The sequence below is a fragment of the Acidovorax sp. 22279 genome (genome assembly GCF_052045435.1).
Lineage (GTDB): Bacteria > Pseudomonadota > Gammaproteobacteria > Burkholderiales > Burkholderiaceae_C > Acidovorax > Acidovorax delafieldii.
Genome location: NZ_JBQEOV010000016.1, coordinates 57142 through 79971, shown reverse-complemented (window position 1 = coordinate 79971; position 22830 = coordinate 57142). Strand labels below are relative to the sequence as shown.

Genomic DNA, 22830 nt, shown 5'->3' with positions numbered 1-22830 from the left:
AAAATCGTAAGAAAGCTTATGAAGCCCTGAGGGGGTGATGGTCAGGCGGGGACGTTCATGCCGTGCGAGGCGCGCTGAGCGCCACGCCCAGGTCTTCCACCAGCATGCCCAGTTCGTGCGACGAGCGGATGTCCAGCTTCAGGAAGATGGCGGACCGGTGTGTGTCCACGGTGCGCGGGTCGATGGGGCGCTCCGGGTCACGCTGCGCCAGTGCACGGGCCACTTCCTTGCTGCTGAGGCCCGTGCCCAGCAGCTGGGCCACCTCTTGCTGGCGTGGGCTCAGGGCGTTCCAGCGCTCGCGAAGCTGGTGCTGCCGTTGTGTCTGCCGTGCCTGCGTTTGCGACAGCGTGGAGGCCTTTTCGACAGCGGCCAGCAAGGTGGCTTCGTTGCACGGTTTTTCGAGCCAGTCCACCGCCCCTTGTTTGACGGCTGCCACGGCGGAGGACAGCTCACCGTGGGCCGATAGGAACACGGTCTTGAGCGCGCTGTGGCGCTGGCCGAGTTCGTGGAATACCTGCAGCCCGCTCAAGCCTTCCATGCGCAGGTCCAGCAGCACGCAGCCGGGGTGGTCCAGTGCAGCCTGCGCCAGAAAGGCCTCGCCGCCGTCAAAGGCACGCACCGTGTACCCGCGTGCGAGCAGCAGTGCGGCCAGCGATTGGCGCACGCCTTCATCGTCGTCCACGATGTAGACCACAGTGGGGTCCAGCGAGTCAGCGGCGATGGGGGCAGTGTCGTAGGTCATGGCGCGGTGGCATTCTCGGTGGCGGGGGGGCAGGGCAGGCGGATCTCGAAGACCGCGCCGCCGCCCTCGCGATTGCGGGCCTGTAATTGGCCCCCCATGCTTTCAATGATGGAGCGGCAGATGTTGAGACCCAGGCCGAGACCGTCGGAACGTGTGGTGAAGAAAGGCTCGAACAGGCGCTCGGCGATGCCGGGCGGCAGGCCCGGGCCCCGGTCCAGCACTTGCACCAGCGCTTGGCCATCGTCTGCGGCTATGCGCAGCCGCAATTCGTGCCCGCCGGGCGGGGGCTGGTGGGTCTGCATGGCCTGCAGGGCGTTCAGGCCCAGGTTGATCACCACCTGCTCCAGCAGCACGCGGTCTGCGTTCACCGGCAAAGGGGCGCCGGCCTGTTCCACACGCACAGGGATCCCCTGGCGGCGAGCCTCGGCGCGCAAGAGCAGCTCCAGCGACTGCTCCACGATGGCAGACAGATCGCAAGGCTCGCGGCTTTCAGGGTGCTGGCGCACCCAGCGGCGGATACGACCCACGATGTCGGCGGCCCGCAGCGCCTGGGCCGACAGGGCCTCCAGGCTGTCGTGGAGGGGGCCGGTCTTGCCCTGGGCGGCCAGCGCCCGTGCGGCAGCCGCATAGTTGACCAGGGCGGCCAGCGGCTGGTTCAGCTCGTGGGCCAGGGTGGATGCCATCTCGCCGACAGTGATCACGCGCTGTACCCGCTGCAGCTGGGTCTCGCGCTGCTGCTGCTGCTCTTCGGCCCGCTTCTGCGCGGTGATGTTGACCACCGAACTCATCCAGCCGATGTGCTGGCCGCTGCCGTCGATCAGGCGTGTGGTGTAGAACATCGTGTACACGTCCGACCCGTCACGGTGCCTCAGCCGGTTCTCCCGCCCCTGCGGAAACGCGTTGCCAGCCAGCACGGTGTCGCTGTCGTTCCAGTGGCGGTCCAGCTCGTCAGGGTGCCAGTACGGGTAGGGCGGCAGCTGGCCGATGAGTTCGTCGGCCCGGTAGCCCACCATATCGCACATGGCCGCGTTGACATAGACGATGCGCCCTTCGAGGTCGCGGGCGCGCATGCCCACCAGCAGCGAGTCCTCCATGGACTGGCGGAACGCCTGGGCCTGCTGCAGCGCGTGGGTACGCTCCTGCACGCGCTGCTCCAGTTCGATGCGGGCCAACCGGTTTTCGGCGAGGCGCCGCTCGCGCAACTGCCAGTACAGCGCACCCAGCACCAGCAGGCCCGACGCCAGCGTGGCCAGCGCCCAGGCCTGTTGCCGCGCCAGGGCCACCACGCGGCTGTCGGCGGTGACGGTGAGGGTCCATCCCAGGTCGGGCAGCTTCTCTTCGAACGCCAGGTAGCTTTTGCCGCCAGCGCCGTCCAGGCGCAGTTCGGCACCGGGCGGGTCGTCTTGTGGCCGCAGGGTCCATGGAACGGCGCGCGGGGTCCATCCTGTGCCGTACTGTTCGTTGTGCTGCAGCTGCTGCACGAGTGGGGTGGGCAAGGGCTGGCTGGTGCGGTAGAGCCAGCCGGGCACGGAGCCGAGAAAGACGATGCCCCGTTCGTCCGTCACGAACACTGGATCGCGCAGCTGGGCCCATGGGTCCGAGATGGGTTCCATGCGCACCTTGACCGCCACCACGCCGATCACGCGGCCCGCATCGACCACGGGGGCTGAGACAAACAGGCCGGGTTCGCCCGTGGTCTTACCCACGCCATAAAAGCGCCCCGTCTGGCCCGCCAGGGCATCGCGAAAGTACGGCCTGTTACCGTAGTTCTGGTGCACAAAGCTGTTGGGGGTGTCCCAGTTGCTGGACGCGAGGGTGAGGCCCTGCGGGTCCATCACGTACAGCATGTCGGAGCCCGCATGCTGGTTCACCGCCTGCAGGTAGACATTGGCTGCGTCGCGTACGGCCTGCGATGAAGGCTCCTGCAATAACTGGCGCACCAGTGGGTGCTGCGCGGTGGTGAAGGGCAGGTAGTTGTAGCGCGTGGCCACGCCACGCAGCGCCAGGGCTTGCACCTCGCCCAGGCGGCGCAGGTTGTCCCACTGGGCGTCGCGTTCGCTCTGTTCTGCCCATTCGCCCGCGCCCCACACCAGCAGGGCCGCCAGGCACAGCAGCGTGGCAATGAAGCCTCCGCGCCGGACTTGATGCCAGCGGCGGGGCGCGCCCTGCGGGGCTGGCGGGGCGGGCGCTGCACGCACCATGGGTCGTGGTCCAGGTGTCTTTATCGGCCTTGCGGGGGCGTGTCAGCCGCCGTGTTTGTCGGCTTCCGACGTGAATGCGTCGGCAAAAAACTCTTCCGACGGCAGGCCGCGCTGGGCGCTGTAGGCGTCACGGGCGGACTCGACCACGATGGGCGCGCCACACGCATAGACCTGGTGACCTGAGAGATCCGTAAAGTCGTCCAGCACCGCCTGGTGCACAAAGCCTGTGCGGCCAGTCCAGCCGTCCTCGGGCAGTGCGTTGGAAATGACCGGAACGTAGCGCAACCACGGCAATTCGGCCACGCGGGCCTGCACCCAGTCGGCCAGGTACAGATCGCCAGGGCGACGGCCGCCCCAGTACAACACGGTGGGGCGGCTGATGCCCTTGAACTGCAGGTGCTCGATCAGCGCCTTGATGGGGGCAAAGCCGGTGCCGGATGCCAGCAGCACGATGGGCTTGTCGGAGTCTTCGCGCAGGAAAAAACTGCCAAACGGACCTTCGACACGCAGGATTTCCTTCTCTTTCATCGCCCCAAACACATGGTCGGTGAACTTGCCGCCGGCCATGTGTCGAATGTGCAGCTCCACACCCGGTGCCTCTGCCTGGGTGTGCGGCGCGTTGGCCATCGAGTAAGCGCGTCGGGCGCCGTCGCGCAGGATGAACTCAATGTACTGGCCCGCGTGGTATCGGAAGGTGTCTGCGGCAGGTAGCTGCAGGCGCACCTGCATCACATCGTCTGATTTCTTTTCGAGCGAGGCCACGCGCACCGGCATCTTCTTGACGGGGTAGGCGCTTTCGTCGGTGACCTGGCGCGATTCGAGCACCACGTCAGACAGTGGCTGTGCGCAGCAGGTCAGCACCAGGCCTGCGGCCTCTTCGTCGGCCGTGAGGGCCTTGGATTGGTGGGCGCCGTGCTGCACGGTGCCGCTGAGTTTTTTGCACTTGCACGAGCCACAGGCGCCGTCCTTGCAGCCGTAGGGCAGGCCCACGCCACTGCGGATGGCGGCGGCCAGGATGGCTTCGCCCGCATTGGCACTGAAAGCGCGGCCACTGGGCTGCACGGTGATCTGAAACGCTGCGGTGGTGGCAGCCTCGGCGCTGGTCATGTGTGGGTATCCTTGGAGTCGTCTCTAGCTAAGCAAACGGACCCGATTTTGCCCTCAAACCAGAACCCCCTCGGCGCGCTGCCAGCGCGCTTTCGTCGCGAACGCCTGCTCATCGTGGGCTGTGGTGATGTAGGTCAACGGGTGCTGCGCCATCTGCAGACGGGTCCCGGGGCCGGGCGCATGCAGGTGCTGGCACTGACCTCCAGCGCTGGGCGGGTGGCGGAGCTGCGGGCACAAGGGGCCCGGCCTCTGGTGGGCAATCTGGACGATGCGGGCACCTTGCGCAGGCTGTCCGGCCTGGCGACGCGGGTGCTGCATCTGGCGCCCCCGCCGGGGGAGGGCGCAGGGGGCGATGCCTGGTGGCGTGACCGCCGTACCGTGGCGCTGACTCGCGCGCTGCGGCTGCGCACCTTGCCAATGTCGTTGGCCTACGCGTCCACCAGCGGTGTGTATGGCGACTGCCAGGGGGCCCTGGTGCCAGAGACTCGGGCCGTGGCCCCCGGCACACCTCGCGCCCAGCGCCGTGTGAATGCCGAGCGCGCGGTGCGCCACTTGGGCCGTGCCGGCGTGCGGGCCACCGTGTTGCGCATTCCGGGCATCTACGCCCCCGACCGCGAGGGCGGTACGCCTGAGGCCCGCTTGCGCCGGGGCACGCCTGTGCTGGTGGCCGAGGACGATGTGTTCACCAACCACATCCATGCCGAAGACCTGGCGCGCGCCTGCATGGCGGCTGTGTGGAAGGGGCATCCGCAGCGCGCCTACAACGTGAGCGACTCCACCCACATGAAGATGGGCGACTACTTTGATCTGGCGGCTGATCTGTATGACCTGCCTCGCCCGCCGCGCGTGCCTCGCAGCACGGCGCAAGAGCAGCTGTCGCTGATGCTGCTGAGTTTCATGAGCGAATCCCGCCGGCTGGACAACCAGCGCATGCTGCGAGAGCTGGGTCTGCGGTTGCGCTACCCCAGTGTGGCCGAGGGGTTGCGAGCCTGAGAGGCTGGAGAAATCCGCACTCTCCTCACCTTGCCCACATGGGCGACCGATCAGCGGGGGTAGCTATTGCCCTGGGCGTCGTAGCAGCGGAACACGTTGCACTGCGTGAATTTTTTGGGGGTGGGCGCCGGCGGTTGCACCGGCGTAGGCCGCGCCGGGTAATGCGGTGGGGGCACGACGACTACCGGCGTCGTGGTGTTAGTTGACCGGGGGCGGGACTTCTCCACCTCCGCATAGCCCTGAGGGCCCAGGCAGTCCAGGTCGACCTGCCGCTGCGCCGCCTCCACCCGCAGGTTTTGTTCGTAGCCGCCGCCGGTGACGCTGCTCAACACCACATCCAGGTTGCGCCGTGAACGGGCGCACTCCGGGGAGCGTGCGTAGTCTGTGGTTTTGGCAGGAGCGGTCTGGTCGCGTTGTGTATTGCGCCGTGATTCGGTCTCGGCGGCGGTCGCCTCGGCCTGCAAGCGCTGCTGTTTGCGCGCCAGCGCCTCGGCGGCTTCTTCGCGCTCCTGCTGGATCTCCTGCGGAGTTTTGCGGGCCTCCACCTCACGCACGGTGGTGCCGCTAGCGCATTTGCCGTCGGTGTAGGTGACCTTGCCCGTGGCAGCGTCGGTGCAGCGCACCACCTGCGCCTGGGCACCCAATGGAGGTAGCGCGCCCAGAAAGACCACGCACAGGCCAGCGATGAGGGTATGGGTACGTGGTTTCATGGTGGCTGGAGAGTTGTAGGGGTAGCGGGGTCAGCGCCAGGCCATCACGGCTTGTCCGGGCTGTTGGACTGCTGGCGCGAGCGCCAGTCGTACGGACTCGGGGTGTAGCTGTCGGGTGCCAGGCGGCCGGGGCGGTTTTCGCGGTTGCGGCGGTCTTCGGCAGCGCGGCGATCCCGTTCGGCCTGCTCCCGGCGGGCCTGGTCCTGTTCTCGGGCTCGGCGATCCAGTTCACGGGCCTGCTGGTCGCGGCGTTCGCGTTCGCGTGCTGCCCGGTCGCGCTCAGCGCGGTCACGGTCACGCTCTCTTTCGCGCCAGTCATTGCGGTTGCGGTCGTTGTCCCACCGGTTGTCGTCGCGGTCACGTCCGCCGTAGTAGATGGCGGGCGGTGGCGGCGGGGCCGAATAGATCACGCCAGGCGCACGGTACACAGGCGGCGCTTGGTACACCGGCGGCGGGGCACTGTAGATGTAGCCTGGCTGTTCGTACACCGGGTAGCGCGGAGAGTCGTAATAAGGGTCGCCCGGCACGGTGGCACACCCCGTCACCAGGGCCCCCAGGACCGTGGCGGAAAGAATGCGGGTGATGGTGTAGGTCATGGTGATCAGACTCCGGCCGGGTGGGCGCGTTCCGCCTTGTCCGTAAAGCCCATGAAAAGCGCTCCGGTGGAGCGTTACAAATTTCAGGGGTCTGGCACAGGGGGCCAATCACTTTAGCGCGCGGGGACGGCTTTTGGTTGACTCGGCGCATGCACAGGTGCCGATGGAGGCTGTAACAACCCGTGAATATGGGGCACGCCTGCTGCTTGATATCGTCAAAAATGATAGCTATCAGAGTACGTTTTACGGACGCAATCAACTGATTCAACCAAAAAATCGGACCCGCAAAAAACAAACGGCCCCGCAAGGCCGTTGTACTCCAGCGGATAGGGCGCCGGTTTACTTGGGCAGTACGCGGCGGATGGTCTCCGCCAGGTCTTCCGCCACAAACTTGGCCACATAGCCATCGGCCCCGACGCTGCGAACGTGGTCTTCGTTGGCCGAGCCCGACAGCGAGGAATGGATGACCACCGGCAGCCCATGAAAGCGGGCGTCCTGCTTGATGTTGCGCGTTAGCGTGAAACCGTCCATCTCCGGCATTTCCAGGTCGGTCAACACCATGGCCACGCGGTCAAGCACCGTCTTGCCCTCGGCCTCGGCACTTTTGGCGATGGCATTGAGCCGGTCCCAGGCCTCCTTGCCGGATTTCACCATTTCATATGGCGCGTTGAGCACCTTGAGCTCTTGCTCGATGAGCGAGCGGGCCACGAACGAGTCGTCCGCCGCCAGGATGATGCAACCAGGCTTGAGCTTGAGCTTGGCGCCCACCTTTTCCTCTGTGACCTCGTGACCGTCAGAGGGCGAGATCATCTGCAGGATGGCTTCCACGTCCAGTACCTGCGCGAGGCGGGACTCGTCGGTGTTGCCGTCCAGACGGGCAATGCTGGTCACCAGCTTGCCAGCAGCGCCGCTGGTTTCCGCCGACAGCACCTGTTTCCAGTCCAGGCGCACGATGTCTTCCACCGACTCGACCGCAAACGCCTGGGTGGTGCGTGCGTACTCTGTCACCAGCATGATGTTCAGGCCCGTCTGTGGCTTGCAGCCCACGATGGAGGGCAGGTCCAGCACCGGAATCACCTGTCCGCGCAGGTTGACCACCCCGAGCGAATGGGCCGTGGTGCCCGCAATCGGCGTGATGCTGGGCATGGCCACGATCTCGCGGATCTTGAAGACATTGATACCGAACAGCTCGGACTTGCCCAAGGCGCTGTCGATGCCCAGGCGAAACAGCAGCAGCTCGAACTTGTTGGTGCTGGTGAGGTTGGTCCGCTCGTCGATGTCCTGCTGGATGGCTTTCATGTTGGATCCTTCGCGCGGTAATGAAGATACGAAGATACGCGCTTTTACAAATTCTAGGACCCAAACGGCACGCGCAGTGCGCTAAATCTTCAGGCAATACCCGAATAGTGCGCTGCAGCATCCGTGCGTGGCGGCGCCGTCACACCCTGTCCGGCGTGACCGGCTCAAAGTGCACAACGGTGGGGAACGGATCGTAAAAATGGTGCAGCAGCCCTTTCCACTCCTGGTACTGGGCGGACTGGCGGAAACCCACCTCGTGGTCGGCCAGGGTGGCCCAGCGCACCAAAAGCACATAGTCCTGCGGTCGCTCCATGCAATGCCCCAGCTCATGGGACAGGTAGCCGGGCATGGAGGCAATGATGCGCTGCGCCTGGGCAAACGCCTGTTCAAACGCGCTGTTCTGGCCGGAGCGGATGGTGAGGTGGGCAATTTCCAGAATCATGGGGGTGGCCAGAGGGGTGGATGGGGCAGGGGATCAGACCACATTGCTGCGCTGCACGGGCTCGGGCTGGGCTGCGGTGGCCTTCATGCCGTCCGCCAGGCGGTGCAGCAGACCGAGCAGGGGCGCGTCCGATGCGTCGCAGGCCAGGCCAATGTGGCGCGAAAAGGCCAGGGGCCCGTCCAGCGGGCGGGTGAGCGCGCGGCGCGCCTGGGCTGCATGCGACTGCGGCACCACGGCCAGGCCCATGCCCGCGTCCACCATGTGCAGCAGCAGCTCCTCGCGCGCGGCGCTGGCCTGCACCTGCAGCGCAATCCCCCGCTCGGCCAGCAGCCGGATGAAGGACTGGTGCAGCGGGCAATAGGGCCACTCGATGAGGGGCAGGTTTTCAATGTCTGCCAATCCAAAGCGCTTCTTGAAGCGCAGCGGGTGCTGCTCGGGCACCAGCATCACATAGGGCTCGTGCCACAGCGGCACAAAGGTGTCGCCCGGCGGCTTGCAGTGCTCGGCCACCATGCGCAGCCGCGCCTCTTGCGCGCTGGCGGTGAGCCGCACCATGGTGTGGGGCAGCTCCTGCGCGATGTGTGCGAACAGGGGCGTGGCCTGCTGCACCATCAGGTCGTCCTGCAGGAAGATGCCCAGGGTTTCACGTGGTGCATCGCGAAAGTCGCGCACCATGGCGCTGGACTGGGCCAGCAGGCTGCAGGCGCGGGGGTACAGCCGGTGCGCGGCGGGCGTAGGCGCCAGGCCCTGGCGGCTGCGCTCGAAAAGGGTGGTTTCGAGCGCATCCTCCAGCCCCTTGATGGCCATGCTGATGGACGGCTGCGCCACAAAACAGCGGCGCGAGGCGGCCGTGACCGAGCGCTCTTCATAGGCCGCTACAAAGTAGCCCAGGGCGCGCAGGTCAAACAGCATGGTGGCAGGGCCTTTCTTGGATCGGGTTGTCAGACCGGGGTGATGGTGGTGACGGTCTCGCGGAAATAGTCCACCTGGCCGTTCTGCGAATGGCTGGTGATCCAGGTCACGGATTCCACTTCGCGCTGTTGTACCGCATAAAAGAAGCGCTGGTGAAAGTGCGTGAGCACCCAGTCGTTGCCCAGCGGCTGGCTGTGGGTGTGCAGGATCTTCGTGCCGCGCGGGAACACCTCCACCCCCAGGCGCTGCACCACGGCCATCGCCTCGGCCTTGTTGCGGGCGATTTGCCAGCTGGTGTCGGCGTCATCGCGGTAGTGGTCAATGCGGAAGTCCACATCGTCGGCAATCGTGGCCAGCAGTGTGGGCACGTCCTGCTGCTCGAAGGCGGTCAGCACGCGGTCGATGGGGAAGGTCAGTGGCGGGTTGGTCGTCATGTCGGGTCTCCGGTAGGGGGTCAATCCATCAAACAAACCCTGGCCAGGGAGCCGCAACTGTAGGCAGAGCAAGGCGCCCACACAACGATGGAATTTGTGGGTCCGTGCGATAAAAAATCGATGGGTGCCGACGAGCAAGGCTTGGAGCGGCTCACAAAACCCAGCTTAGCGGTTCTGGCTAGGCGCTGCGTCGCAGGCAGTGCGAGCAGTACGACAAGACGCGGCAACGACGCCAGAAGAGTTTTGTTGGCCGCTTTCAGTCCGAAATCCCGGGCACCTGCCGCAGGTAGGCATGCAGAGCCGCGATGGACTGGCGCACCTTGGCGGGCTGGGCATCGCGTTGGGGCGTGACGGCCCAGATGTCCAGCGTGCCAAACGACCAGTCGGGCAGCAGGCGCACCAGCCGCCCGGCCTGCAGTGCTTCGCGCGAATCCATGCTGCCCACCAGCGCCAGGCCCAGCCCGGCCTCGCACATCTGCTGGATCGAGAGCTGGTTGTTGCTGGCAATGCGCGGCTCCACCCGCAGTGCGCGCGGCTCGCCGCTGGGACTGCGCAGGTCGATGAGCAACCCGCCCCCCTCGCGCGCGAAGCCCAGCCAGCTATGGGACAGCAGCGCATCCGGGTGCTGGGGCACGCCGTGTGCGGCCACCCATTCGGGTGATGCGCACAGGTACCAACTCATGCCCCCCAGGCGCCGGGCCGCCCAGGTCGAATCCGCCAGGCGCCCGTAGCGCACGGCCAGGTCGATGCGTGCGTTGATGAGGTCGATGGTGGAGTCGTCCACCAGCAGCCGCAGGCGCAGCGCCGGGTGCGCGGCCAGCAGTTCACCCAGGGCGGGTGCGATATGCCGCGCAAAACCCACGGTGGCCGACATCCGCAATTCGCCACTGGGCGCATCGCGGGAGGCTGCCAGCTCGGCGCGCGCTTGCTCAGCCGCCGCCCACATGGCAGCGCAGCGCGCGTGGTAACGCTGGCCCGCCTCGGTGAGCGCCAACTTGCGCGTGGAGCGGTGCAGCAGCGTCACGCCGCCGTCGCTTTCGAGCTTGCGCACCTGCTGGCTCACCGCCGAAGTGCTCGTGCCCAGGGCGCGCGCGGCGCCGCTCATCGAGCCGTGCTGCACCACGGCGGCGAAAACAGCCATGCGTTTGAGGTCTTCCATGCGTTTGATTGTGAAGCACAGCTTCAAAGATAAGGCGGTTTTAGCCATCTACCGCCTGTTTTGACAAGCTCCTATTCTCGCTACATCACAACTTTGACCCCAAGGACATCGATATGAACATCGCCCTGATTGGCGCCACCGGTTTTGTCGGCTCGGCCGTGCTGAACGAACTGCTGCAACGCGGCCACCGTGTGACCGTGCTGGCCCGCAACCCGGCAAAGCTCACGGCCCGCGAAGGCCTGACCGTGGTCGCCGCAGACGCGCAGGACGCCACCCAGGTGGCCAAGGCCGTTGCGGGCCACGACGCGGTGGTGAGCGCCTACAACCCCGGCTGGACGGTGCCAGACATCCACGACCAGTTCCTCAAAGGCACGCGCGCCATCATCGACGGCACCAAGGCGGCCGGCGTGCGCCGCCTGCTGGTGGTGGGCGGCGCGGGCAGCCTGTTTGTGGCGCCCGGTGTGCAACTGGTGGACACGCCCCAGTTTCCCGCCGAATGGAAGCAGGGCGCCCTGGCCGCGCGCGAGGCGCTGAACTGGATCCGCACCGAAAGCACGCTGGACTGGACCTTCCTCTCGCCCCCCATCCTGCTGCAGCCCGGCGAGCGCACCGGCCAGTACCGCCTGGGCGACGAGGCCCCGCTGATGAACGGCGACCAGCCTGGCAGCATCAGCGTGGCCGACCTGGCCGTGGCCATCGTGGACGAGCTGGAAACGCCGCGCCACGTGCAAAAGCGGTTCACGGTGGCGAACTGAGCCTTTTCGGATTGACAGGGGCTGCGTCCAGTGGGCGCAGCCCTTTTCTTTGTGACTTCAGGAAAAAGCCGCCAGGTCGATCAGTGTGTGGCCCAGCACTATGGGCCACAGGGTTCTCCAGTGCAGGAACCAGCGGCACATCACCCCATGCGCAAAGAAGGCCGCGATCACGCAGTGACTGCCGTGCTCCCAGTGCGCCAGCGCAAAGATGGTTGATACGCAGAGTGTGAAGCGCATTTCTGAAGGATGTTGGCGTGCACTGGCGTACAGCAGCCATGGCAGCCCAATGAAAAAGATGCTCTCCACCAGCCCGGCGCTGACTGCCGCATAGATTTGCACCGCCACACTCGCCAGGCCCTGAGGGAAAAGTTGCACCAACTGGAAGCTGCCAGGCGACGGGCCGAGTACCCGCCACGACAAGTTTCTCGCCACCAGAAAGGCCAGCCCTGCGGTGACGAACACCATCAGCCCCTGTCCTGCAAGGGGCCACAGGTTTTTTCCGGGCGGAACGAGTCCGTAGTGTGGTGGGTGCAATGCGGCTTTGTGGGCGAGCAGTCCCAGCAAGAGAGCCGGAAGCACTACCCATTGAAGCCCGTCAACCGCCCAGAAGATCGGTGCTCCCCTGCTTCCCAGGGCCGGTAAGTAAAAGCCATTGAGTTGCCAGACGAGTAGCACCGGGATCAGGGACCAGCCCACGAGCAGCTGTTGCCTGGTAGTGAGAAAAAACGGCCGTTTCAATGTCGAGATCAAGCGCCTCTCCGGGATGCTGGTAGTTGGTCATCCCGCTCACCTGTCTCGGAAAACGTTGACCGATGCGGGGAGGATCATCTTCTCCTCAGCTGGATGGTCCAGCCGCATCGCCAAACGCCTGGGCGTGAAATAGTCCCCAACGCGCCCCACAGATACATCTGCAGGCGCGTTGGGCGGGGTCTCTCACCCGATGAACCACCGCATCGGCACCATCACGAGGGACGGGAACAGCACCATCAGGAACATCACCGCGAACTGGGCCACCATGAACGGGATGACGCCCCGCGTCACGTCATCCATGCGCATCTTGCCCACGCCCGCCACCACATTCAGCACGGTACCGACTGGCGGGGTGATGAGCCCGATGGCGTTGTTGATGATGAACAGCACGCCGAAGTAGACCGGGTCGATGCCTGCCGCCTTCACCACGGGCATCAGCACGGGCGTGAGGATGAGGATGGTGGGCGTCATGTCCATGGCCGTGCCCACGGCCATCACCAGCACCATGATGGCGATGAGCAGCAGCGTGGGGTGTTCCATCAAGGGCTTGAGCAGGCTCACCAGCTGGCGCGGGATATCCGCCACGGTGATGAGCCAGGCGCTGACCATGGCGGCCGCCACCAGGAACATGATCACGGCGGTGGTCTTGGCGGCGCTAATGAATACGTCGGTGAGCTGGCGCCAGTGCAGCTCGCGGTAGACCAGAGTGGCCACCAGCAGCGCATAGACCGCCGCCACCGCCGCCGCTTCGGTGGGGGTGAACACGCCCATCTTCAAGCCCACGATCACGATCACCGGCAGGAACAGTGCCCAGGTCGATTCCCTGAACGCCTGCAGCTTTTCGGCGGTGGAGGCCTTGGGCGGTGGGGTGACGTTTTCGCGCTGCGAGACCCAGTACCAGGTGATGGCAATCGCCAGCCCCATCAGCAGCCCCGGCACGATGCCGGCCAGGAACAGCTTGCTGATCGACACGTTGGCCGCCACGCCAAACACCACGAAGCCGATGGAGGGCGGAATGACCGGTGCGATGATGCCCGCCGAGGCGATGAGTCCGCCCGCTCGTGCCTTGTCGTGCCCGGCCTTCACCATCATGGGCAGCAGCAGGGCGGCCAATGCTGCGGTGTCGGCCACGGCGGAGCCCGACAGCGCCGCCAGCATGCAGGCCGCCAGGATGGCAACAAACCCCAGCCCGCCCCGCTTGTGCCCCACCAGCGTGAGCGCGAGCTTGACGATGCGCTGCGACAGCCCACCCACGTTCATGATCTCGCCCGCCAGCATGAAGAAGGGCACGGCCAGCAGCGGAAAGCTGTCGGCCCCGTTGATCACGTTCTGCGCCAGGATCTGTGCGTCAAACAGGTCCAGGTGCCACATGAGGGCGACGCCGGAGACCAGGAGCGCATAGGCGATCGGCACGCCGATGGCCATGGCGGCCAGCAGGGAGCCAAGGAAGATAAAAACGGTCATGGGAGAGCGCTCCAGGTCATTGTGGTGTGGGGCTCACTGGCGTGATCCCGTGGGCGCGGGGGCTGTGTGCGGCAACTGGCTGCCCACGGCGGCCAGTTCTTCGGACTCGGAGATCTGCACCAATTCGCTGTCCGGCATCTGCCCCGACACGATGCGCCACAGGTCCAGCGCCAGCAGCAGCCCAGCCGCCACGGCAAACACCACGCCGGATGCGTAGAAGATGGCCATGGACGCCCCCGTGACCGGTGCATCCACATCCCAGTTGATGCGCGCCTGCGCCAGTGCGCCGCTGAACAGCAGCCAGGTGCACCAGATCATCAGCGCGTAGCTCAGGGCCAAGCAAATGCGCTGGCCCAGCGGCGGCAGACGCGCCAGCAGAAAGTCTGTGCCCAGGTGCCCGCGCTCGCGCACCGCCACGATGGCGCCCAGAAAGGTGATCCACACGAACAGCCAGCGCGAGACCTCCTCGCTGATGGCGATGCCGGAGTTGAAGGCGTAGCGCAGCACCACATTGCCGAACACCATGGCCACCATCACGGCCAGCGCCAAGGCGATGAGCAGGTTGATCCAGCGGCAGCAGCGGTCGATGAAGGCATTGAGCATGGGGTTGTCTCCTGTTTTCTTTTGACTCAGAGCGCTGTGCCCTGCAGCAGCCCGCGCTGCGCCAGGTTGGCCATGAAGGCGCGCAGGCCAAAGCGCCAGGGCGGCGCGGCCTCGCTGTGCGCCACGCGGTTGTGCAGCCCACCCAGCCAGGCGCTCTGGATGGACACCAGGTCGCCCAGGTGGTGGGTGAAGCCGCCGCCCGGCTGGTCGCGGTCTTCGATGGGGGCGAACAGCGTGCCCATGAACAGCACGAACCCGTCCGGGTACTGGTGCGCGGCCAGGGTCTGTGCCACCAAGTCGGTGGGGTCGCGGCTGATGCTGGCCATGGTGTTGATGCCGCGCAGCTCAAAGCCGTCCGCGCCAGCTACACGCAGGTGCACGGTTTCATTGCGCACCTGCTCCAGCCCGAAGCTGCCGTCAAACAGGCGGATGAATGGGCCCAGGGCGCACGACGCGTTGTTGTCCTTGGCCTTGCCCAGCAGCAGGGCGCTGCGGCCCTCGATGTCGCGCAGGTTCACGTCGTTGCCCAGCGTGGCGCCCACGATCTGGCCCCGGCTGTTCACCGCCAGCACCACCTCGGGCTCGGGGTTGTTCCAGGCCGAGTCGGAGCGGATGCCGATGTCGTCGCCGCAGCCCACCGAGGCCAGCACCGGCGCCTTGGTGAACACCTCGGCATCGGGGCCAATGCCCACCTCCAGGTATTGCGACCACAGGCCTTTGTCTTGCAACAGCGCTTTCAGGCGCATGGCCTCGGGCGAGCCCGGGCGGATGTCCGCCAGGTTCTGGCCGATCAGGCCGATGACCTGGGTGCGCAGGCCCTGCGCGCGGGTGGCGTCGCCGCGCGCCTGCTCTTCGATCACGCGCTCGATGAGGCTGGCCGCAAACGTCACGCCCGCCGCCTTCACCACCTGCAGGTCGCACGGGGCCAGCAGCCAGGGGCGGCTGGTGTCACGTGCGCCGGGCAGGCTGTTGGCCAGCAGGTCGTCCACGCTGCACAGGTATTGGCCGCTGGCTGTACGCACTGCCTCGGCGGGCGCCAGTGTGTCGAGCAGCGTGCTCATGGTGGGGTAGTGCGCGCTGAGGTCGTACACACCTTCGGGCCGCAGTGCCACCACGGCCGGGCCGGGCACAGCACCTTGGGGCACCCACGCCCGGCCCACCAGCGTGCCTTGCAGGCCGTCGTCGGGAAGCACTTGCAATGCGGCCTGGGGCGCACAGGCCCGTTCGGCAACTGCCGCTGCCGTCATGTTGTTCATGGAGAGTCCTTCGAAAAAGTCCGGGAAGGCGCCAGTGGCCTACCCGCTCGTTGTCAGTGGTTGTGGCGTGGCGTCTTTTCGGAGATGCGCTGAAATTCCAGCGCAAAGTCCAGCGTGGCGCCATCGGCCAATTGCCCTGTTTTCTCGCGGTACAGCGCCTCCCAGGGCGACTGGCTCGCGGGCACGGGTGGGGCGGGCAGGTCGCGCTGTCGGCGCGCGATTTCCTCGGGGGCGACCAGCGCATCGCAGCGACCGGTGTTCAGGTCGATGCGGATGGTGTCGCCGCTTTGCAGCCAGGACAGGCCCCCGCCCACGGCGCTCTCGGGCGATGCGTTGAGGATGGAAGGGCTGTCTGCCGTGCCCGACTGGCGTCCGTCGCCCAGCGTGGGCAACGTGTTGATGCCACGCCGGATCAGCGCATCGGGCGGCTGCATGTTCACCACTTCGGCCGAGCCCGGCCAGCCGATGGGGCCCGCGCCGCGCATCACCAGGATGCAGCCTTCGTCGATGTTCAGTGCCGGGTCGTTGATGCGGGTGTGGTAGTCGTCCGCACCTTCAAACACCACAGCACGGGCTTCAAAGATGCCTTCAGCGCCCGGCTGGCTGAGGTAGCGCTGGCGAAAGGCTTCGGAGATCACCGAGGTCTTCATGATCCCGAAGTCGAACAGGTTGCCACTGAGCACCATGAACCCCGCCTTGTGCATGAGCGGGTCGCTGAAGGGTCGAATCACCTCGCGGTCGTGGGTCTCGCGGCCTTGTAGGTTCTCGCCCACCGTCTTGCCGGTCACGCTGGCGCAATCGGCGTGCAGCTTTTCGGCCTGCTGCAGCTCCCACATCAGCGCGGGCACGCCGCCTGCGCGGAAGAAGCGCTCACCCAGAAACTGGCCCGCAGGCTGCATGTTCAGCAACAGCGGCAGGTCGTAGGCGTGGTTGGTCCAGTCTTGCGCGTCCAGCTGCACGCCCGCGTGGCGCGCCATGGCCATGATGTGCACCTGCGCGTTGCTGCTGCCGCCCGCCACGCTCACCACTGACAGCGCGTTCAAGAAACTTTCCCGCGTCAGGATGCGGGAGGGGCGCAGGTCTTCGTACGCCATCTCCACGATGCGCCGCCCGGTCTCGTACGCCATCTGCCCGCGCTCGCGGTAGGGCGCGGGAATGGCCGCGCAGCCAGGCAGCGACAGGCCCAGCGCCTCGGCCACCGCGTTCATGGTCGATGCCGTCCCCATGGTGTTGCAGTGCCCGGCGGAGGGCGCGCTGTTGCAGGCGCGTTGCAAGAATTCTTCCTCATCGATCTCGCCCGCCGCGAGCTGGCGGCGGCTGCGCCAGATCACGGTGCCCGAGCCCACCAGCTGCCCTTCGTGCCAGCCGTCCAGCATGGGCCCGCCTGAGAGCACGATGGCCGGAATGTCCACCGTGGACGCCGCCATGATGCCCGCCGGCGTGGTCTTGTCGCAGCCCGTGGTCAGCACCACCGCGTCGATGGGGTAGCCGTACAGGATCTCCACCAGGCCCAGATATGCCAGGTTGCGGTCCAGCGCGGCGGTGGGGCGGCGGCAGTTTTCAAAGATGGGGTGGACGGGGAACTCCATCGGTATGCCGCCCGCATCGCGGATGCCGTCGCGCACGCGGCGCGCCAGGTCCAGGTGGATGCGGTTGCAGGGCGACAGGTCGCTGCCCGTCTGTGCAATGCCGATGATGGGGCGGCCCGAGCGCAGCTCTTCGGGCGTCAGCCCGTAGTTCATGAACCGCTCCAGGTACAGCGCGGTCATGTCCGAGCGCTCAGGCGCGGCAAACCATTCGCGGGAGCGGAAGGGGCGGCGGGGTGTCTTTGTCATGGGGTCGGAGCGTCGCAAAAGAAGGGCTGGGCGCAGCGGTACGCTGCGCCCTGGGGAACGAACTACCGGCTTACTTGCCGCCCCGCGCCTTGGCCAGCTCGCCCATCAGCTCGCTGGTGGTTTCTTCGCCAAACTCCTTGCCGTACTTGGCCAGCACGGGCTGCAGCTTGGTGCGCAGCTTGGCCTGCTCGGCGGCGGGCAGCTCGGTGATCTGCATGCCGGCCTTCTTCAGCTCACCCAGTGCGGTTTCGCTGAAAGCGCGGATGGTCTTGCGCTCGAACACCGTGGCCTCGCGCGCGGCCTCCTGCACGATCTTCTTTTCGTCGGCCGAGAGGCCGTCCCAGGTTTTCTTCGAGATGAGCAGCACCCAGGCGCTGTACATGTGGCGCGACAGCACCAGGTGCTTTTGCACTTCATAGAACTTGCTCGCCAGAATGGTGGCGGGCGGGTTTTCCTGGCCGTCCACGGCCTTTTGTTCCATGGCCGTGTACAACTCGGTGAACGGCATGGGCGTGGCGTTGGTGCCCAGCGCGTTGAAGGTGTCGAGGAACAAAGGGCTCTGGATCACGCGCAGTTTCAGGCCCGCCAGATCATCGGCAGTGTTGATGGCCCGGCGCGAGTTGGTCACGTGGCGAAAGCCGTTCTCCCAGAAGCCCAGGCCGATCAGGCCCTTGTCCGGAAGCATGGCCAGCAGCTTCTGGCCGAAGGGGCCGTCCAGCACCGCGTCGGCTTCTGCCTCGTTGTTGAAGGTGAGCGGCAGGTTCAGCACGCCAAAGGGCTTGATCAGCGACATCAGCGTGGACGAATCAGGAATCGTCATCTCCAGCGTGCCGCCGCGCAGGGCCGAGGTCATGCTCACATCGTTGCCCAGGGCGCCGCTGGCGAACAGTTTGGCGTTCATCTTGCCGCCGCTCTTGGCCTGCAGGCGCTCGGCAAAGTGGCGCACGGCCTGGGCCTGTGGGTGGTCGTCGCTCAGGCCGATGCCGACCTTGAAGGTGTGTTCCTTGACTTGGGCCGAGACGGGGGCGGCGAAGGCGGCCAGCAGCGTGGTGGCAAGTGCCAAGGATTTGGCGAGGGTCTTGAATTGCATGGTGTCTTGTCTCCGTTGGAATGGCGGGACCCCGCTGGCGAGGCCGTCGGCGTATGCAGCTTTTTTGGGCAAGCCGTCATGAACGCAAGGCGAAGGTTAGGTTTCGCGCCCTGCCGGGTCCACTGAATGTTTTGCGACAATCCATTCCAAACGCTTATGAGTCCAGACGATTTTCCGGGTAAACCCTTGTCTTTGGCGCAGGCCTGCGCGCGGCTGCGCTTTCGGCATTTGCAGTTTCTGGACATCCTGGGCCGCACGCGCAACCTGCGGCTGACGGCCGAGCAGATGCACGTCACGCAGCCTGCGGCCACCAAGATCCTGATGGACATCGAGGAGATCCTGGAGGCGCGCCTGTTCGACCGCCTTTCGCGCGGCATGCGGCCCAACGAGCTGGGGCTTTTTACGCTGCGCTACGCCAGCGCGGCACTCGATGGGCAGCGCAAGTTTGTGGACGAGTTCAATGCCCTCAAGCAGGGCGGCCACGGGCATGTGACGGTGGGCGCCATCACCGGGTCGGCCGCGCATGTGCTGGTGGCCTCGGTGGTGGAGATCCAGCGCCTGCGGCCCCTCTTGGTCATCAAGATCCTGGAGCAGAGCAGCGACCAGCTCATCGCCTGGCTGGCCGAGCGCAAGATCGATCTGATGATTGGCCGCTTCACCACCGAGGACCAGCGCAGCCAGTTCCACTACGAGCACCTGTCCGCCGAGCCGCTGCATGTGGTGGGCGGACAGCACCACCCGCTGCGCGGCGCCACCGACCTGTCGCTGACCGAGCTGGCGCACTGGCCGTGGATTCTGTACCCCGCCTCCACGGCGGTGCGCAAGGTGTCGGACGACCTGTTCGGTGGCGCGGGCCTGGCGCTCACGGCGGGGGTGGTGGAGACGCCGTCCTTTTTGTTTGCGCTGGAGCTGATGAACACCACCCACATGATGTCGCTGCAGCCCGCCGCGCTGATCCAGAAATATGTGGACCGGGGCCTGCTCTCGCGCATCCCCGTCGAGCTGCCCGACCGCATGCCCAGCTACGGTCTCATCACCCGGCTGGGCGAGCCGCCCACTCCTTCGGCACAGGCCTTTATCGATGTGCTGCGCGAGGCGGCGGGCGTGGCGCCGGACGCTTTGGGGGAGTAACCAGGCCTGCGCTATGTACGGCCTTTTTCGATAACCAATGGTTATTGAAAATCCAGGCTACCGGGCCCTGCCGTTATGCTCTGCGCCCTTTCCCGCCATCCAGACCTTTTTCTCCATGACCGACGCACCCGACACGCCCGACACCATCCAGGAACCCCGCTGCTGGAGCGATGGGCGCTGGACGGCGCAGGTCATCAAGAACGAAGACGACGATGGCTGGGCCGTGTCCATGACACTGAAGGGCGAGGCCGAACCCGCGCTGGTGGGCCCCTGGACCATGGGCCGCGACAAGAAGAACCCCAAGCCGCTCGATGTGTCGGCCTTCCACACCCTGGTCAAGACCGCGAGCGAAGTGGTGCGCCGCCATGAGCAGCAGTTGCATGCGCAGCTGAACAAGAGCGTGCACATCACCACCGCAGACGGCCAGCGCCTGCGCGTGGCGCTGGCCATCGTGCCCGATGAGGAAGGCGCCACGGCCACGCTGAGCGCGCAGGACGAGCTGGGTGAAGAGGTTGCCCGTGCGTCCGCGCCGCCCACCTTCAAGCTCACGCCCGCCAGCGCAGCGGCCTGGGCCGAAGGCGGGTTTCAGCGCGTGCGCTGAGCAGACTTCGGCATTCAATACAGCCCACAGCCGCAGAAACCGGCACTGCCAGTGCAGGCAATCGCCTGCGCGACGGCGTACTGCGTGCCCGCCGCCTAAAATCCCACCCGTCGGCCCCGGATGACCTTCGGGGCCGACAGCGTTCTCAGGGCGGGGCGGAATTCCCCACCGGCGGTATTTGTTGGCTGAAAAGCCCGCAAGAGCCCGCGAGCGCCTGCGGTGCCGTTCTTCGGATCGGCCTGCAGGGTCAGCAGATCTGGTGCGAAACCAGAGCCGACGGTCACAGTCCGGATGAAAGAGATCGCGAAACCCACAGCTCCCGCCATGGGTGGCTGGGCCCTCGGCGTTTGCCTGCGTGCTTTGTTGCGCGCTGGCATGGCGCTGGGCCTGCGCCGCCCTGTGCAGGTGCCGTGCTCGCGCGCGCCCTGATTCTGGCCAACCCTGTTCTGAGGAACCCATGAATCAGTCTTCTTCACCTTCCGTTTCCCCCCTGGCTCCCGTCGCCGCCCACCGTGGCGCCCGCGTGGCCATCATCAGTGCCAGCTGGCACCAGGACATCGTGCACCAGGCCCGCGACGCGGCCCTGGCCGAGTTTGACCGCCACGGCCTGCCCCCCGCGCAGGTGGCGCTGTTCGATGTGCCCGGCGCGTTCGAGATTCCGCTGCTGGCACGCAAGCTCGCGCGCAGCGGGCGCTACGACGCCATCGTGGCCTGTGCGCTGGTGGTCAACGGCGGCATCTACCGCCACGAGTTCGTCACCACCGCAGTCATCGACGGCCTGATGCGCGTGCAGCTCGACACCGAGGTGCCCGTGATGTCGGCCGTGCTCACGCCGCGCGACTTCCACGACCACGAGGACCACGTGCGCTTCTTCCGCGAGCATTTTGTGAAGAAGGGCACCGAGGTGGCCCAGGCCTGCCTGCAGACCATGGCCTACCTGCGCAAGCTGGCCTCGCCCACGCTGGCCACCGTGCAGCAGGCAACCCCTGCGCTGGCTGAAGCCTGAGAAGGCGCCAGTTGCTACTATTTATGTAGCTTTTGGCACATGATGCACTAGCGCTTCAAGCCGATTAGGCTTGAAATGGCTGCGCCGCTTCAGCCTGCGGCCAACCGGGGCTGGTGGTGGCCCGGCGCGGGCATGCTGGCCTGCCTGGGGGTGTCGGCGTCGGTGTCCGCCAGCCGGAACACCGCCACTGCCTGCACCAGCTGCTGCGCCTGCACCTTGAGGCTGTCAGCGGCGGCGGCGCTCTGTTCGACCAGCGCTGCGTTCTGCTGCGTGGCCTGATCCATTTCGGTGATGGCGTCCCCTACCTGGGCGACTCCCGCGCTTTGCTCGCTGCTGGCAGCGCTGATCTCGCCCACGATGTCGGTCACGCGGCGGATGGCGCTCACCACCTGGTTCATCGTGGCGCCCGCCTTGTCCACCAGCGTGGTGCCCAGTTCCACGCGCTCCACGCTGGCGTGGATCAGGGTCTTGATCTCCTTGGCGGCCTCGGCACTGCGCTGCGCGAGGCTGCGCACCTCGCCCGCCACCACGGCAAAGCCCCGGCCTTGTTCGCCGGCGCGGGCAGCTTCCACAGCCGCGTTCAGCGCCAGGATGTTGGTCTGGAAGGCGATGCCATCGATCACGCTGATGATGTCGGCGATCTTGCGGCTGCTGTCGTTGATGCCCTTCATGGTCGTCACCACCTCGGCCACCACATCACCGCCCTGCACGGCCACGGTGCTGGCGCTCACGGCCAGCTGGTTGGCGGTGCGCGCGTTTTCGGCGTTGGCCTGCACGGTGGAGCTGAGTTCTTCCATCGATGCCGATGTTTGCTCCAGCGCGCTGGCCTGCTGTTCGGTGCGGGCGCTCAGGTCGTTGTTGCCCTGTGCGATTTCGGTGCTGGCGGCGGCCACGCTGTCGGCGTTGTTGCGCACATTGCTCACCACGTGCGACAGGCTGATCTGCATGTCGTGCAAGGCATTGAGCAGCAGTGCGATCTCGTCCTTGCCCTGCACGTGCCGCGCCACCGTCAGGTCGCCGCTGGCCACGGCCTGCGACACGCGCACCGCGTTGTCCAGCGGGTTCACCACGGTGCGGCTGAAGGCAATGGCGCCTGCTATGCCCAGCGCGCACACCACCAGCATCACCACCAGGCTGATGGTGGTGGCGCGCTGCGCAGTGGCGGCGGCACGTTCGGCCACGGCGCTGCTGGCCTTGGCGATCAGGTCGCCCGCCTGGTCCAGCAGCTGCGAGGGCTCGCGGTCCATGCCCGCCACGGCCTTGTCGCCCGCTTGCGGGTCGTGGTCGGCCGCCTTGAAGGCTTCAAACCCCTTGCGGTAGGCGGTGCCCATGCGTTCGTGGGCCTGGGCAAACTGCAACACGCGTTCGCGGCCCTCCCCCGGGGGCAGGGCGGCCACGAGCTTTTGCGCCTCGTCCTTGATGGCCTGTTCCTGCTTTTCAAACGCGGCCCAGTAGCGCGTGAGCTGGGCCGGGTCCTTGCCACGCAGCAGCACGTTTTTCCACTCCTGCACCTGCACCTTGAAGTTGTTGAGCATGCCCGCCGCCATGCGCTCGTGCTCGAAGCTCTGGGCCACGGTGGTCTGGTAGGTGTCGAGCGCCTGGTTCAGGCGGCTGATGCCAAACAGGGCCGCTGCAAACAGCAAGAGCAGCGACACGGTGAAGGCCAGGGGGAGCTTGAGGCTGAGCTTCATGAGGAACTCCTTGAGGGTCCAGAAACGCCGCAGTGCTGGGCCATGGGCCCAGC

The 22830-nt window shown here is 66.3% G+C and carries 22 protein-coding genes and 1 riboswitch; of the genes, 5 read left to right on the top strand and 17 right to left on the bottom strand.

The window, feature by feature from the left end; all coding sequences use genetic code 11:
• Positions 1 to 55 precede the first annotated feature (55 nt).
• The 3 genes from ACTJKQ_RS19595 to ACTJKQ_RS19585 are packed head-to-tail and all read right to left on the bottom strand — an operon-like array spanning position 56 to position 4050.
• Positions 56 to 742: a response regulator transcription factor gene (locus ACTJKQ_RS19595; RefSeq protein ID WP_108498638.1), complete on the bottom strand. Its 687-nt coding sequence runs from the start codon at positions 740 to 742 to the stop codon at positions 56 to 58.
• Positions 739 to 2943, bottom strand: a complete 2205-nt coding sequence (locus tag ACTJKQ_RS19590) for an ATP-binding protein (RefSeq protein ID WP_440597804.1) — start codon at positions 2941 to 2943, stop codon at positions 739 to 741. Before ACTJKQ_RS19590 ends, ACTJKQ_RS19595 begins: the two co-directional genes overlap by 4 nt.
• Before the next feature lie 42 nt (positions 2944 to 2985).
• On the bottom strand, positions 2986 to 4050 hold the full coding sequence (locus tag ACTJKQ_RS19585) for a CDP-6-deoxy-delta-3,4-glucoseen reductase (protein WP_440597803.1): 1065 nt from the start codon (positions 4048 to 4050) through the stop codon (positions 2986 to 2988).
• Between the two features lie 48 nt (positions 4051 to 4098).
• Between ACTJKQ_RS19585 and ACTJKQ_RS19580 the strand changes: the two genes are divergently transcribed.
• Positions 4099 to 5043, top strand: a complete 945-nt coding sequence (locus ACTJKQ_RS19580; protein WP_440597802.1) for an NAD-dependent epimerase/dehydratase family protein — start codon at positions 4099 to 4101, stop codon at positions 5041 to 5043.
• A 50-nt stretch (positions 5044 to 5093) separates the two neighbouring features.
• Here ACTJKQ_RS19580 and ACTJKQ_RS19575 read toward each other — a convergent pair whose 3' ends face one another.
• The 7 genes from ACTJKQ_RS19575 to ACTJKQ_RS19545 all read right to left on the bottom strand — a co-directional run bounded on the left by ACTJKQ_RS19575 (position 5094) and on the right by ACTJKQ_RS19545 (position 10595).
• Positions 5094 to 5753: a DUF4124 domain-containing protein gene (locus ACTJKQ_RS19575; RefSeq protein WP_056748284.1), complete on the bottom strand. Its 660-nt coding sequence runs from the start codon at positions 5751 to 5753 to the stop codon at positions 5094 to 5096.
• A gap of 44 nt (positions 5754 to 5797) precedes the next feature.
• Positions 5798 to 6349: a hypothetical protein gene (locus tag ACTJKQ_RS19570; protein ID WP_056066726.1), complete on the bottom strand. Its 552-nt coding sequence runs from the start codon at positions 6347 to 6349 to the stop codon at positions 5798 to 5800.
• 339 nt (positions 6350 to 6688) lie between these two features.
• On the bottom strand, positions 6689 to 7648 hold the full coding sequence (locus ACTJKQ_RS19565; RefSeq protein ID WP_015015359.1) for a chemotaxis protein: 960 nt from the start codon (positions 7646 to 7648) through the stop codon (positions 6689 to 6691).
• A gap of 139 nt (positions 7649 to 7787) precedes the next feature.
• Positions 7788 to 8090 carry an antibiotic biosynthesis monooxygenase family protein gene (locus tag ACTJKQ_RS19560; RefSeq protein WP_440597801.1) on the bottom strand — a complete coding sequence of 101 codons (303 nt, stop codon included), beginning with the start codon at positions 8088 to 8090 and terminating at the stop codon, positions 7788 to 7790.
• 33 nt (positions 8091 to 8123) lie between these two features.
• Positions 8124 to 9002, bottom strand: a complete 879-nt coding sequence (locus tag ACTJKQ_RS19555) for a LysR family transcriptional regulator (protein ID WP_288852419.1) — start codon at positions 9000 to 9002, stop codon at positions 8124 to 8126.
• A gap of 29 nt (positions 9003 to 9031) precedes the next feature.
• Positions 9032 to 9436 carry a hypothetical protein gene (locus ACTJKQ_RS19550; protein WP_099730947.1) on the bottom strand — a complete coding sequence of 135 codons (405 nt, stop codon included), beginning with the start codon at positions 9434 to 9436 and terminating at the stop codon, positions 9032 to 9034.
• Positions 9437 to 9692: 256 nt separating this feature from the next.
• The gene (locus ACTJKQ_RS19545; protein WP_440597800.1) at positions 9693 to 10595 is read right to left on the bottom strand and encodes a LysR family transcriptional regulator; all 903 of its coding nucleotides are present in this window, start codon (positions 10593 to 10595) and stop codon (positions 9693 to 9695) included.
• Between the two features lie 113 nt (positions 10596 to 10708).
• Here ACTJKQ_RS19545 and ACTJKQ_RS19540 point away from each other — a divergent pair, with 113 nt between their 5' ends.
• Positions 10709 to 11350: an NAD(P)-dependent oxidoreductase gene (locus ACTJKQ_RS19540; protein ID WP_436074685.1), complete on the top strand. Its 642-nt coding sequence runs from the start codon at positions 10709 to 10711 to the stop codon at positions 11348 to 11350.
• Positions 11351 to 11407: 57 nt separating this feature from the next.
• Here the strand turns inward: ACTJKQ_RS19540 and ACTJKQ_RS19535 are convergent, their stop codons facing one another.
• From ACTJKQ_RS19535 to ACTJKQ_RS19510, 6 genes are all read right to left on the bottom strand, one after another.
• A complete protein-coding gene (locus ACTJKQ_RS19535) occupies positions 11408 to 12100 on the bottom strand; it encodes a CPBP family glutamic-type intramembrane protease (RefSeq protein ID WP_395453284.1) in 693 nt (230 codons plus the stop codon).
• 183 nt (positions 12101 to 12283) lie between these two features.
• Positions 12284 to 13564: a TRAP transporter large permease subunit gene (locus ACTJKQ_RS19530; protein ID WP_440597799.1), complete on the bottom strand. Its 1281-nt coding sequence runs from the start codon at positions 13562 to 13564 to the stop codon at positions 12284 to 12286.
• A gap of 33 nt (positions 13565 to 13597) precedes the next feature.
• Positions 13598 to 14167, bottom strand: a complete 570-nt coding sequence (locus ACTJKQ_RS19525; protein ID WP_440597798.1) for a TRAP transporter small permease — start codon at positions 14165 to 14167, stop codon at positions 13598 to 13600.
• A gap of 26 nt (positions 14168 to 14193) precedes the next feature.
• Positions 14194 to 15423, bottom strand: coding sequence for a fumarylacetoacetate hydrolase family protein (locus ACTJKQ_RS19520; RefSeq protein WP_440597797.1), 1230 nt, complete (start codon positions 15421 to 15423; stop codon positions 14194 to 14196).
• 53 nt (positions 15424 to 15476) lie between these two features.
• The gene (locus ACTJKQ_RS19515; RefSeq protein WP_440597796.1) at positions 15477 to 17258 is read right to left on the bottom strand and encodes an IlvD/Edd family dehydratase; all 1782 of its coding nucleotides are present in this window, start codon (positions 17256 to 17258) and stop codon (positions 15477 to 15479) included.
• 70 nt (positions 17259 to 17328) lie between these two features.
• Entirely contained in the window at positions 17329 to 18348 is a 1020-nt protein-coding gene (locus tag ACTJKQ_RS19510; RefSeq protein WP_440597795.1) for a TRAP transporter substrate-binding protein, read from the bottom strand.
• 156 nt (positions 18349 to 18504) lie between these two features.
• On the opposite strand from ACTJKQ_RS19510, the gene ACTJKQ_RS19505 reads away from it, so the two are divergent.
• The 3 genes from ACTJKQ_RS19505 to ACTJKQ_RS19495 all read left to right on the top strand — a co-directional run bounded on the left by ACTJKQ_RS19505 (position 18505) and on the right by ACTJKQ_RS19495 (position 21086).
• Positions 18505 to 19479, top strand: coding sequence for a LysR family transcriptional regulator (locus tag ACTJKQ_RS19505; RefSeq protein WP_440597794.1), 975 nt, complete (start codon positions 18505 to 18507; stop codon positions 19477 to 19479).
• A 115-nt stretch (positions 19480 to 19594) separates the two neighbouring features.
• The gene (locus ACTJKQ_RS19500; protein ID WP_176888755.1) at positions 19595 to 20080 is read left to right on the top strand and encodes a hypothetical protein; all 486 of its coding nucleotides are present in this window, start codon (positions 19595 to 19597) and stop codon (positions 20078 to 20080) included.
• Positions 20081 to 20217: 137 nt separating this feature from the next.
• Positions 20218 to 20387, top strand: a riboswitch (FMN riboswitch).
• Positions 20388 to 20537: 150 nt separating this feature from the next.
• On the top strand, positions 20538 to 21086 hold the full coding sequence (locus tag ACTJKQ_RS19495) for a 6,7-dimethyl-8-ribityllumazine synthase (RefSeq protein WP_056066768.1): 549 nt from the start codon (positions 20538 to 20540) through the stop codon (positions 21084 to 21086).
• Positions 21087 to 21175: 89 nt separating this feature from the next.
• On the opposite strand, the gene ACTJKQ_RS19490 is transcribed toward ACTJKQ_RS19495, so the two are convergent.
• A complete protein-coding gene (locus tag ACTJKQ_RS19490) occupies positions 21176 to 22777 on the bottom strand; it encodes a methyl-accepting chemotaxis protein (RefSeq protein WP_440597793.1) in 1602 nt (533 codons plus the stop codon).
• Positions 22778 to 22830: the final 53 nt, after the last annotated feature.